This window comes from uncultured Alsobacter sp. (assembly GCF_945952055.1).
Lineage (GTDB): Bacteria > Pseudomonadota > Alphaproteobacteria > Rhizobiales > Beijerinckiaceae > Alsobacter.
Genome location: NZ_CAMFHB010000083.1, coordinates 1 through 12471, shown reverse-complemented (window position 1 = coordinate 12471; position 12471 = coordinate 1). Strand labels below are relative to the sequence as shown.

The 12471-nt window shown below is 68.7% G+C and carries 9 protein-coding genes; 5 read left to right on the top strand and 4 right to left on the bottom strand.

Annotation, left to right across the window (positions count from 1 at the left end):
- The coding region (locus tag Q0Q47_RS30365) for a ribonuclease E/G (protein ID WP_293868828.1) at window positions 1-2386 on the bottom strand (2386 nt) is incomplete at its 3' end.
- A 696-nt stretch (window positions 2387-3082) separates the two neighbouring features.
- Between Q0Q47_RS30365 and Q0Q47_RS30360 the strand changes: the two genes are divergently transcribed.
- Window positions 3083-4366, top strand: coding sequence for an N-acetylmuramoyl-L-alanine amidase (locus tag Q0Q47_RS30360; protein WP_293868827.1), 1284 nt, complete (start codon window positions 3083-3085; stop codon window positions 4364-4366).
- 276 nt (window positions 4367-4642) lie between these two features.
- Window positions 4643-7063, top strand: coding sequence for a penicillin-binding protein 1A (locus Q0Q47_RS30355; protein ID WP_293868825.1), 2421 nt, complete (start codon window positions 4643-4645; stop codon window positions 7061-7063).
- Window positions 7064-7141: 78 nt separating this feature from the next.
- Here Q0Q47_RS30355 and Q0Q47_RS30350 read toward each other — a convergent pair whose 3' ends face one another.
- A complete protein-coding gene (locus Q0Q47_RS30350; RefSeq protein ID WP_293868824.1) occupies window positions 7142-7567 on the bottom strand; it encodes an acyl-CoA thioesterase in 426 nt (141 codons plus the stop codon).
- 134 nt (window positions 7568-7701) lie between these two features.
- Between Q0Q47_RS30350 and prfB the strand changes: the two genes are divergently transcribed.
- From prfB to Q0Q47_RS30335, 3 genes are all read left to right on the top strand, one after another.
- Window positions 7702-8830 (top strand): peptide chain release factor 2 gene (prfB, locus tag Q0Q47_RS30345; RefSeq protein WP_293868823.1). Its coding sequence is split into 2 segments (ribosomal slippage): window positions 7702-7770 and window positions 7772-8830, totalling 1128 coding nucleotides; the frame shifts between segments, so codons are not numbered across the junction.
- A 92-nt stretch (window positions 8831-8922) separates the two neighbouring features.
- On the top strand, window positions 8923-9180 hold the full coding sequence (locus Q0Q47_RS30340; protein WP_293868822.1) for a type II toxin-antitoxin system RelB/DinJ family antitoxin: 258 nt from the start codon (window positions 8923-8925) through the stop codon (window positions 9178-9180).
- Window positions 9177-9452, top strand: coding sequence for a type II toxin-antitoxin system YafQ family toxin (locus tag Q0Q47_RS30335; RefSeq protein WP_293868821.1), 276 nt, complete (start codon window positions 9177-9179; stop codon window positions 9450-9452). The genes Q0Q47_RS30340 and Q0Q47_RS30335 overlap by 4 nt, the downstream gene beginning before the upstream one ends.
- Before the next feature lie 33 nt (window positions 9453-9485).
- On the opposite strand, the gene Q0Q47_RS30330 is transcribed toward Q0Q47_RS30335, so the two are convergent.
- The gene (locus Q0Q47_RS30330) at window positions 9486-11141 is read right to left on the bottom strand and encodes a GMC family oxidoreductase (RefSeq protein WP_293868820.1); all 1656 of its coding nucleotides are present in this window, start codon (window positions 11139-11141) and stop codon (window positions 9486-9488) included.
- A gap of 5 nt (window positions 11142-11146) precedes the next feature.
- Window positions 11147-12106 (bottom strand): sugar phosphate isomerase/epimerase, encoded by a 960-nt coding sequence (locus Q0Q47_RS30325; RefSeq protein ID WP_293868819.1) that lies wholly within the window; start codon window positions 12104-12106, stop codon window positions 11147-11149.
- Between the last annotated feature and the right edge of the window lie 365 nt (window positions 12107-12471).

Here is a 12471-nt window from a genome sequence, read left to right as displayed (position 1 = left end):
CCTCGGCGGCCGGAGCGGGAACGCCAGCCTCGGCTTCGTTCAGGGCGAGCGCCTCGACGACGTCCTCGGCCACGGCGGCCTGCGGATCGGCTGCAGGCTCGTAGGTCAGCGTGCCGGCGAAGGGAGCGCCGGTGACTTCGGGCTGCGGGGCGTCCAGCGGCATCGGGCTCTCGCCGTCACGCGGCGCGCCCTCGGGCCGATCGCCTCCACGTCCGCCACGACGGCGGCGCCGACGACGACGGCGGCGACCGCCCTCCCCGCCCTCGCCCTCGAAGCGGCGTTCGCCGTCCCGCTCGCCACGCGGCCCGCGGTCGCCACGCTCGGCGCGCTCGCCCCGCTCGCCGCGGTTGCGATCGTCGCGGCGCGGAGCCTCCGCCTCGGTCTCCTCCTCGACCTCGTCCTCGATCTCCTCGACCTCGTCCTCCGGCTCTTCCTCCGGCATGGCGACGCTGTCGACCTGCACGATGGCGCGGACCGGACGCGGGTTGGTCACCTGCTCGCCGCGCTCGATGGCGAAGGCGTGCGTGCCGGTGTGGCTCTCGTCGGCGAGGATGGTGATGTCGACGCCGAATCGATCCTCCAGCCCACGCAGGTGGCTGCGCTTCTGGTTGAGGATGTACAGGGCGACCTCGGTCCGGGTGCGGACGATGAGGTGGTGTGAGTTGCTCTTGATGAGCATCTCCTCGACCGAGCGCAGCACGTGCAGCGCGACCGACGGCACGGCGCGGACGATGCCGGCGCCGGCGCAATGCGGGCACGGCACGGTCGAGCCTTCCAGCACGCCGGTGCGGATGCGCTGGCGCGACATCTCCATCAGGCCGAAGGCGGAGATGCGGCCGACCTGGATGCGGGCCCGGTCGTTCTTCAGCGCGTCCTTCAGGCGGCGCTCGACCGTCCTGTTGTTGCGCTTCTCCTCCATGTCGATGAAGTCGATGACGATGAGGCCGGCGAGGTCGCGCAGGCGCAGCTGGCGCGCCACCTCGTCGGCGGCCTCGCAGTTCGTCTTGAGCGCCGTGTCCTCGATGTTGTGCTCGCGCGTGGCGCGGCCCGAGTTCACGTCGATGGCGACGAGCGCTTCCGTCTGGTTGATGACGATGTAGCCGCCGGACTTGAGCGTCACCTGGCTGGAGAACATCGCATCGAGCTGCGCCTCGACGCCGAAGCGGGCGAAGAGCGGCTGGACCTCACGGTAGGGCTTCACGTTCTTGGCATGGCTCGGCATGAGCATGCGCATGAAGTCCTTGGCGTCCTTGTAGGCCGCCTCGCCCGCGACGAGCACCTCGTCGATGTCCTTGTTGTAGAGGTCGCGGATGGCGCGCTTCACGAGCGAGCCTTCCTCGTAGGTGAGCGCCGGCGCCGAGGACTGCAGCGTCAGCTCGCGCACCGTCTCCCACAGGCGCATCAGGTACTCGAAGTCGCGCTTGATCTCGGCCTTGGTGCGCGAGGCGCCCGCCGTGCGCAGGATCACGCCCATCCCGTCCGGAACCTCCAGTTCCTGGGCGACGGACTTGAGGCGCTTGCGGTCTGCGGCCGACGTGATCTTGCGAGAGATGCCGCCGCCACGGCCGGTGTTGGGCATCAGCACCGAATAGCGGCCGGCGAGCGAGAGGTAGGTGGTCAGGGCCGCGCCCTTGTTGCCGCGCTCTTCCTTGACGACCTGGACCAGCAGGACCTGCCGGCGCTTGATGACTTCCTGGATCTTGTACTGGCGGCGGCTGGCGCGGGGACGCTCGGGAAGCTCCTCGAGCGCGTCCTCGGAGCCGACCTGCTCGATGACCTGGGATTCGTCGTTGGCGTTGTCTTCGTCCTCGTCGTCGTCCTCGTCGTCGGACGCGGACGAGCCGCTCTCGGCGCCGGACGATTCGGCCTCCGATGCCTCGGCGGACGGCACGGCCTCGGCCTCATCGGCCGCCTCGGCGGCGCCGTGGACCTCGGCCTCGGCGTCCTCGGCCTGCACGGTGGCCTCGGCGTCCTCGGACGGGCCCGCGGCCTCGCTCACGCTCTCGGAGGTCTCGGCGGCAGCGGGCTTGCCCCGGCCACGGCCGCGGCGGTCGCGGCGGCGGCTGGAGCGCTCTTCCTCGGCATCCGCGTCGCGCTCGTGCCGGGCCTCTTCGGCCAGCAGCGCCTGACGGTCGGCGACCGGGATCTGGTAATAGTCGGGATGGATTTCGCTGAAGGCCAGGAACCCGTGGCGATTGCCGCCGTAGTCGACGAAGGCCGCCTGCAGCGACGGTTCGACCCGGATGACCTTGGCGAGATAGATGTTGCCGCGAAGCTGTTTCTTGTTGGCGGACTCGAAATCGAACTCTTCTACCCGGTTACCACGCACCACCACGACCCGGGTCTCTTCCGGGTGGGAGGCATCGATCAGCATCTTGTTGGCCATGAGGAACTCTCGATGGCGACGCTATCGCCCTCCGGCCAGTCGACCCACGTGCGCCGGCGCAAAACTCCCAGAGGGAAGGCGGCGGCAGGGAGGAAACGGGGATACGGACGGATGGCGAAGCGGCGCACGGTTGGGGCCGAAAACCGGCCGGGGATGGATATGCGCGCTTGGTGTAAGTGAGAGGCTGGCGCGGACGCCCCATCGATGACCTGCTTGCGAAGGTCTGAGGGTCTGCCGCATGTCGGGACAGGAGCGCAGTGCCCAAGTCCACCACCTCGTTTCTGAGCGGGCGCGGCCGCCGGGGAGGCGCCGTGCACCCGAAGGGTCCCGACGACACCTGGACGGCGCCGTATCGAAACCGGTGATCACGCGTTGGCCATAACGCCACCCCGGCTCGGTCCCAAGACGTCGGTCTTTATGACACGGGTCTCTTGGACGTCGATCGGCGGTGGACGCCGGGCGGCGCCGTCGCCGCCCGCACGGACCGCAACGGTCCGCGTGACATTCCCGTCATAGCGAGCACAGCACCGATTTGGCAAGCGTAAGCTGGGTGTTGCGAGTGAGACACAGGCGGGCGGTAAACAACCCCTCTGCGGTAGGGAACGATTAACCAGCCGGGACCTATAGGGATAAATGAGACGAAGCATCGGACCGTTTCGCTTTGAGACGGTTCGCCCCGACTCCCGAGAGGCCCCGATGGATTTCGCCGCCGCTTGTCGGACCGTGGAACGGACGCTGCGGTCCGCCGCAGTCCGTGCCGCGCTTGCGGCAGCGGTGACGGCAGCGGCCCTCGCCGGAGCCGCGCCATCGCTCCAGGCGCGCGACCTCGATCCGCTGAAGCCCGAGGGCTTCAAGCTCCCTCCCGTCGCCATCGACGCCCAGCTGACGGGCGACCAGCAGGCCACCCGGCTCGCCTTCACGCTCTCCGCCGCGGTCGAGCCCAAGGTGCGGATGCTGGAGAAGCCTGACAGGATCGTGATCGACCTGCCCGAGGTGAATTTCCAGCTTCCCCCCGATCTCGGCCGTAAGGGCCGCGGCCTGGTGAAGTCGTTCCGCTCCGGCCTGATGGCGCAGGGGCGCTCCCGTGTCGTCATCGAACTCGCCTCGCCCGCCCTCCCCGTCCGGGTCGCGAGCGAGCCCGTGATGGGCGGCGCGGCCTCGGTCCTCGCCATCGAGCTCAAGAAGGCCGACCGCGAGGCCTTCGCCAAGGCCGCCGTCCCCGAGATTCGCGAGGACGCCGCCGCGGGCCGGGTCGCCGGCCCCGTCGACGGTCGTCCCGTAATCGTGCTCGACCCGGGCCATGGCGGCATCGACACGGGCGCCATCGGCGTCGGCCAGACGATCGAGAAGGACGTGGTCTTCGCGTTCACCCGGCAGCTTCGCGACAAGCTCGAAGCGAGCGGTCGCTTCAAGGTGGTGATGACGCGCGACAGCGACGTCTTCGTCTCGCTGCGCGACCGGGTGAAGATCGCCCAGGCGCACAATGCGAGCCTGTTCGTCTCGATCCATGCCGACACCCTCGTCGTCAGCCCGGAGGTCCGCGGCATGACGGTGTACACGAACTCCGACAGGGCTTCGGACGCGGAATCGGCACGGCTCGCCGAGGCCGAGAACAAGGCCGACTCGGTCGCGGGCCTCGATCCCAACGAGGATCCCGAGGAGGTGGCCGGGATCCTCTCCGACCTGACCCGGCGCGAGACCCGCACCTACTCGCATCTCTTCGCCCGTACGCTCGTGGGCCAGATCACCGCCGCGTCGCGGCTGAACAAGAACCCGCAGCGCTCCGCCGGCTTCTGGGTGCTCCGCGCCCCGGACGTGCCCTCCGTGCTGGTGGAACTGGGCTATCTCTCCAGCAAGAGCGACGTCCAGCTCCTGACCCAGGCCGAATGGCGGGACAAGGCGGCGGAGGCGATCGCCTCGTCCATCGGTGCGTTCCTGGCCCCCAGAATCGCCCAGCAGGCGGCGGCGGCCCCGCGCTAATTCGCCTCGACCGCCACGATGCGGGCGAGTGGTGCAGAAGCACACGCGTTGCTAGAATGTGACTCGCTCAGGCGTTTCGTCGTGTTTTGACCACATTGGGTGGGCACCGCTGGGTGCTGGAACGAGCGGCGTGTGGATTTCGCCGCTCCGGTCCGGTATCGAGGCGCCTCCGTCCGGGTTGAGACGGGTGGTCCTGCCCAGCGGCAGGCTTCGGTATGCGGCGAGGAAAGTGGTGGCCTACCCGCCACCTGACGTTGAAACGGCGATACGGCTTCAATGCGATACGTCCTGCGACTGATCGGCTTCATCTTCACTGCCGGCGCGATCGTGTTCGTGGTCGGTGCGGCGGGTGCTGCCTTCCTGTTCTGGAAGTACAACCAGGACCTGCCCGACTACTCGCAGCTCGCGACGCACGAGCCTGCCGTGATGACCCGCGTCCACGCGGGCGACGGCAGCCTGCTGGCCGAATATGCCCGCGAGCGGCGCATGTTCATCCCGATCCAGGCCGTGCCCAAGATGATCGTGGCGGCCTTCATCTCGGCCGAGGACAAGAACTTCTACAAGCATGGCGGCGTGGACCCCGAGGGCATCCTGCGCGCCGGCCTGTACTATTTCCGCCGCGAGAAGGGCCAGCGGCCCCAGGGCGCCTCGACCATCACGCAGCAGGTCGCCAAGAACTTCCTGCTGTCGAGCGAGCAGACGTTCGATCGCAAGATCAAGGAAATCCTCGTCGCGCTGCGCATCGAGTCGACCTACACCAAGGACAAGATCCTCGAGCTCTACCTCAACGAGATCTACCTGGGGCTGGGCAACTACGGCGTCGCGGCCGCCTCGCTCAACTACTACGGCAAGTCGGTCCATGAGCTGACGCTCTCCGAGGCGGCCTACCTCGCGGCCCTGCCCAAGGGCCCGAACAACTATCATCCCTTCCGCTTCCGCGAGGCGGCGATCGCGCGGCGCAACTACGTCATCGATCGCATGGTCGAGAACGGCTACGTCAGCAAGGACGACGGCGAGAAGGCCAAGAAGGACCCGCTGACGGTCAACCCGCGGACGCTGTCACCCAATACCGCGGCGGCAGGCTTCTTCGCCGAGGAAGTCCGGCGCGAACTCGCCGAGCGCTACGGCGAAAAGAAGCTCTACGAGGGGGGCCTCTCGGTCCGCACGACCCTCGATCCCAAGATGCAGCTGATGGCCCGCAAGGCGCTGGCCGACGGCCTGGTGCGCTACGACGAGGCGCATGGCTGGCGCGGCGCCATCCAGCGCCTCGACCTCACCGGCAAGGACTGGGGCCTGGCGCTGTCCGACGTCCCCGCGCTCACCGACGTGCCGTGGCAGCTCGCCGTGGTGCTCGACGTCAACGGCGACGTGGCCCGCATCGGCCTGCAGCCCCGGCGCGAGATCAGCGGCGAGGTCTCCAAGGAGCGCGTGACCGCCACGATCACGAACGACGGCGCCAAGTGGGCGCGCAAGCCCGTGCGCCAGCTCGTAGGCCCCGGGGACGTGCTCTACGCCGAGCCGCTGGAAGGCAAGCCCGGCCAGTACCGCCTGCGCCAGCTGCCGGAGATCTCCGGCGCGCTGGTCGCCATGGATCCCTACACGGGCCGCGTGCTCGCCATGGTCGGCGGCTTCTCGTTCGACCAGTCGAAGTTCAACCGCGCCACCCAGGCGCTGCGGCAGCCGGGCTCGTCGTTCAAGCCCTTCGTCTACGCGACGGCGCTCGACAACGGCTATACGCCCTCCAGCGTGGTGCTCGACGGCCCGATCGAGGTCGACCAGGGGGCAGGACAGGAAATCTGGCGGCCGGAGAACTACGACGGCAAGTTCGCCGGCCCGCGCACGCTGCGCTACGGCATCGAGCACTCGAAGAACCTGATGACCGTGCGCCTGGCGCAGGACGTCGGCATGCCCCTGATCTCCGAATACGCCAAGCGGTTCGGCATCTACGACGACATGCTGCCCGTGCTCGCAATGTCGCTGGGCGCCGGCGAGACCACGGTCATGCGCATGACCACGGCCTACTCGATGCTGGTGAACGGCGGCAAGCGCATCAAGTCGTCGCTGATCGACCGCATCCAGGACCGCTGGGGCCAGACGATCTTCCGGCACGACGAGCGCCAGTGCACGACCTGCGACGCGGACAAGTTCACGGGGCAGGACGAGCCGAAGCTCGTCGACCGGCGCGAGCAGGTGCTCGATCCGCTCACCGCCTACCAGACGGTCTCGATGCTCGAGGGCGTGGTCCAGCGCGGCACGGCGACGATCGTCAAGGAAGTCGGCAAGCCGCTCGCCGGCAAGACGGGCACCACGAACGACGCCAAGGACATCTGGTTCGTCGGCTTCTCGCCGGACCTGGCCGTGGGCGTCTACATGGGCTACGACAAGCCGCGCTCGCTCGGCACCTCGGTGACGGCCGGCGTCTACGCCGCCCCGGTGTTCCGCGACTTCATGAAGGTCGCGCTGGCGGACAAGCCCGCCACGCCGTTCCGCGTGCCCCCGGGCATCAAGCTGATCCGCGTCGCCGGCTCCACCGGCATGCGCGCCGGCCCGAACGATCCGGGCGCGATCCTCGAGGCGTTCAAGCCCGGCACCGGGCCGCCCGACACCTACTCGGTCATCGGCGGCACGACGGTCCCCGGCGGCGTGACGCCCGAGGCGGATCGCGCGGTCAGCACCGGCACGGGTGGGCTGTACTGAATGCGAATAGCGAAGGGCGAGGAGCGAATAGGGAGTGAAGGCTCCGCAATTCGCTGCTCGCCATTCGCTTTCCAGCCCCTACCCCCGCTTTGGGATCGGCCTCGGCTTGCCGTCGTCGTCGACCGCCACGAAGGTGAACGTGGCTTCCGTCACCTTCTCGCGGATCTTGGTGCGGAAGCGCCGGGCCCAGGCCTCGATGTGGATCTTCATCGACGTGCGGCCGACGCTCTCCACCTCGGTGTAGACGCACAGCACGTCGCCCACCTTCATGGGCCGCAGGAAGGTCATCTGCTCGACCGCCACCGTCACGACGCGGCCTTCGGCGCGCTCGACGCCGGCGATGCCGCCCGCCTGGTCCATGGCGGACATGACCCAGCCGCCGAAGATGTCGCCGTTGGCGTTGGTGTCGGCGGGCATGGCGATGGTGCGGACGGTGAGGTCTCCGCGCGGCATACCGCCGACGCTGATGATGCCCTCGGGCGTTTCGATCACGGTGTCGGGCATGGGATCCTCCTGCCGGCATCATAGCCGCGGCGCTTTACACCGCCACCCCGCATCGCTAACTCTCCGCCACCGATGGCCGGCAGAAGGACTCCCTGGCCGGCCCACCCCTTTTCTCTGACCGTGGACATTTGACCATGCGCGCCGAAATCGAAGCGCTCGTCGAAGCCGCCAAGCAGTCCCTGGGACTGCTGAGGAGGCATCTTTGACGTCGACACCGCAACGCGCCGGCTGGCGGAGCTGAACGCCCGGGCCGAGGATCCCAATCTCTGGAACGACCCCGAACAGGCCCAGAAGGTCATGCGCGAGCGCACCGACCTCGAGGAGAGCCTGGGCTCCATCGGCCGCCTGGAGCGCGACCTCGACGATGCCATGACGCTCATCGAGCTCGGCGAGATGGAGGGTGACGAGACCGCCATCGGCGAGGGCGAGGAGGCGATCCGCACCGTCCAGACCGAGGCGGCGCGCCGGCAGGTCGAGACGCTGCTGTCCGGCGAAGCCGACAACAACGACACCTTCCTCGAAGTCCACTCCGGTGCCGGCGGCACCGAGAGCCAGGACTGGACCAACATGCTCATGCGCATGTACACGCGCTGGGCCGAGCGCCGGAAGTACAAGGTCGAGGTGATGGACGTCGCCGACGGCGAAGAGGCCGGCATCAAGGGCGCGACGCTCCAGATCAAGGGCCACAACGCCTATGGCTGGTTGAAGACCGAGAGCGGCGTGCACCGGCTGGTGCGCATCTCGCCCTTCGATTCGAACGCCCGGCGGCACACGAGCTTCGCCTCCGTGTGGGTCTATCCGGTCATCGACGACAGGATCCAGATCGACATCAACGAGAGCGACTGCCGCATCGACACCTTCCGGTCGTCGGGCGCCGGCGGCCAGCACGTCAACACGACCGACTCGGCCGTGCGCATCACCCACATCCCGACCGGCATCGTGGTCGCCTGCCAGCAGGAACGCTCGCAGCACAAGAACCGCGCCAAGGCCTGGGACATGCTGCGCGCCCGCCTCTACGAGCGCGAGCTGAAGATCCGCGAGGAGAAGGCCAACGCCACCGAGGCCGCCAAGACGGAGATCGGCTGGGGCCACCAGATCCGCTCCTACGTGCTGCAGCCCTACCAGCTCGTGAAGGACCTGCGCACGGGCACCCAGTCGACGAGCCCCGGCGACGTGCTCGACGGCGACCTCGACCAGTTCATGGAAGCCGCCCTCGCCCAGCGCGTGTACGGCACCGAGGTCGAGGTGGAGGACGTGGAGTAGGAGCTGCCCCTCGAGGTGTGCTGGCAGGGACAGGCTCTTGCTCAAGCGCACTTTGTAGCTACATTGAAGCCACACACGAGGGAGCCGACACCATGGCCGCCACCGACATCGTTCGGGCCCGAATCGACCATGAGACCAAGGAACGGGCTCAGGCCGCCTTGGCGGACATGGGCCTTTCCGTGTCCGATGCAATCCGGCTTCTCATGATACGGATCGCGGACGAGAAGCGCCTTCCCTTCGATGTGAAGGTGCCGAATGCCGGGACCCGGGCCGCCATGGCCGAGCTCGAGGCGGGGAAGGGCAAGACCTACGCAAGCACCAACGACATGTTCAAGGACTTCGATCTTTGACGTTGACGCTTGCCCCTTCCGGGCGTTTCAAGCGCGACCTCAAGCGCGCTGCCCGGAGAGGCAAGGATCTGACTAAACTAAAAGTTGTTCTGGACATGCTACTCGCGGGTCATCCCTTGCCGCCGGCGTATCGCGACCACCCGCTTCGGGGCGAGTGGCTCGGCTGGCGGGACCTTCACCTGGAGCCCGATTGGCTCCTCATCTACCGGGTCACCCAAGAGCAAATCCAGCTTGCCGCCTGTGGCACGCACGCCGATCTTTTCGACGAATAGGCCTCGCGGGAGGCACGCCGTCTCCATCGCCCCTCACCTGTCAGCCAGGATGATCTCCGCGGCCCGCGCGCCCAGCACCATGGCCGGGCCGTTGGTGTTGGCCGACACCGGCGTCGGCATGACCGAGCAGTCGGCGACGCGCAGCCCCTTGATGCCGTGGACCCGCAGCTTGGCGTCCACCACGGAGTTGGCCGGGTCGAGACCCATGGTGCAGGTGCCGGTGCCATGCAGGCCCGGGCTCAGCATCCACTTCAGCTCCTCGGTGATCTGCTCGTCCGTCGCGTACTCGGCGCCTGGCGAGGTCTCGCCGTCGATGTAGTGCGAGAGGCCGGCCGTGCCGGCGAGCTGGCGGATGAGGCGCACGAGGCGGATCGCGGCCAGACGGTCGTTGTCGTTGTTCCACCAACCGGCATCGACCTGCGGCGCATCCTCGGCCTTGGCCGACGTGATCGCGACCGAGCCGCGGCTCTCCGGCCGCAGGTGGAAGCCGCTGAACAGGATGCCCGGATGGTCCTCGATCATGCCGCGGCCGGGATCGGCCTTGCGGGCCTTCGACGAGCGCACGGTGTAGGGCGCGATGCCGAGCTGCATGTCGGGCCAGGCCTTGTCGCCGTTGGTGGCGATCAGCGCCGTCACCGGCGGGCCGATGAAGGACATGAGGCCACCGAGGCCCAGATAGTAGCGGATCACGTGGCTGTAGAGGCGCCAGCCCGAGAACTCGCGGTTCAGGCCCCAGTCGTTCTTGAGCCTGAAGTTCAGGGTCAGCATGGCGTGGTCGCAGAGCTGCGCGCCCACGGCCGGCAGGTCCCGGGCGACCGCGATGCCGAGGCCCGACAGCAGCGCCCCGGGGCCGACGCCCGAGCGCTGCAGGATCGCGGGCGACTGGAAGACGCCGGCCGACAGGATCACGTCGCGCCGGGCCCTGAAGGTCTGCTGTCCGGCGGGCGTGTTGCAGACGACGCCGGTGCAGGCCCCGTCGGCGATCAGCACGCGCTGCACCTCGCTCTCGGTCATGACCGTCAGGTTCGGCCGCCCCTGAACCGGCTTCACGAAGGCTGCGTAGGCCGAAGCGCGCTTGCGGGTGCGGAAGATCGTGGTCTGGGTATAGCCGATGCCCTCGGCGTTGGGCTTGTTGACGTCGTCGAGGAAGGGAACGCCCATCTCCTGCGCGCCCTTGAAGACGGCGTCCATCACCGGCGAGCGGTAGGGCGTGATCGTGACTTCCAAGGGACCCTTCGTGCCGCGGCTGCGATCGGCGCCGGGCTCCTCGTAGCGCTCCAGCGTCTGGAAGCAGCGCAGCATCTCGTCCCAGCCCCAGCCGGCAAGCCCGCGCTCGGTGACCCAGTTGTCGTAGTCGGCGGGCATGCCGCGCAGGAACCAGGTGCCGTTGACCGCGCTCGATCCGCCGAGCCCGCGGCCGTAGTGCCAGCGCTCGGCGGCGCGGCCGAGCTGCTCCTTCACCGGGAACGAGCGGTAGAACTTCGGCTGGCCGAAGATCTTGATGAAGCCGCGCGGCATGCTGATGAAGGGATGGATATTGCGCGTCCCCCCTTCCAGCAACAGCACGCGGATCTTCGGGTCGGCCGAGAGCCTGTTGGCGAGAACGCAGCCGGAGGAGCCGGCGCCCACGATGATGAAGTCGTAGTCGGCGGTGCCGCCTGCGGGCGACGAGGGTCTCGGTTCGGTCATCGACGTCAGGTCAGGGCTCTGGATCTCGGACGGCGCAGCGCCGCGAGCCACTCGGCCGACGCGCGCGCGCTATCGATAGGATCCATGGTCGGGTAGTCAACCTCCGCGATGAGCCAGCCGTCGAATTCCGGGCCGAGTGCGGCGAGCATGGCCGCCAGATCGAGCGTCCCGAGCCCCGGCTCGGTCCAGAGCCCCGACAACACCGTCTGCGAATAGCCGAGCCCGGCGGCGCGCGCGGTCCGGGCGACGTCCATACGCGCATCCTTCACGTGGACGGCGCCGACGCGGTCCCGGTAGTCGGTGAGGAGACCGACGACATCGGCGCCCGCCCAGCTCAGGTGGCCCGTGTCCGGACCGAAGCCCAGCGTCCGCGCGCCGACATCGTCCAGCACCCGGCGCGTCTCGGCCTCCGTCTCGATCCAGGTGCCGACATGGGGATGGAGAAGGGCGCGCACGCCCATGGCCTGCATCACCTCCGCCGCCTCCCCCATGAGGTCGCCGAGCGCCGACAGCCGGGCCTCGTCGGGCGAGGCTCCGACCGCGGGCGTCACGATCCGCGGTGCCCCCTTCACCATGCGGGCCGCCAGGAACATGTCGGGGACGCCGAGGCCGGCATGCTGGTCGGCCGCGACCCGGACGGTCTCGAGGGCCCTGGCGGGGCTCTCGCCCGCCTCGGGCAAGGACAGGGAGACATAGCCGGGCGCGAGGACCACCCCGGCGTCGTCCAGCGCGTCCCTGTAGCGCGCCAGGCTCCAGCCGCCCGGAACGACGGCCGGGAGCGCCCGGAAACCCGCCTCGCGCACGGTGCGCAGCAGCGCTTCGCCCTGCGGCCCCTTCCCCATGTCGAGCCATCCGTCCGCGGTGGCGTAGAACTGGATGGGATTGAGGGCGTAGCGGTAGCCGCCAGGATGGGCCCGCACCGAGAATTGCGGCATGATCGTCCCGTTGTCCGCGTCCACGCTCACGCGGATGGCGCCAGGCGCATCCGGCGTGGACCTGCAGCCAGACCTAGCGCGGGCTCCTCCCGGCCGGCCAACAACTTCGGATCGGAGGGCGACAACTTTCAGTCATAGGGACCCGGGCTGGAGCGCGGAGAGCTGTCGGGTTCTCCCAATCGCCTCATGTTTGGGCCTCGTTCTGACGTCCAACGCGCATCTCCCTCTCCGAGTCCTGGCCGGGCTTGGCCCGGCCACCCACGACTTCGGGACGGCCCCGGCAAAGTCGTGGATGCCGGGGCCAAGCCCTTCGGGATTCACACATCTCACTCGAGCCCGCAGGAAGGGCGCTCTCCCTCCCCTGCAGGGGAGGGTGGCAGCCGCAAAGCGGCTGA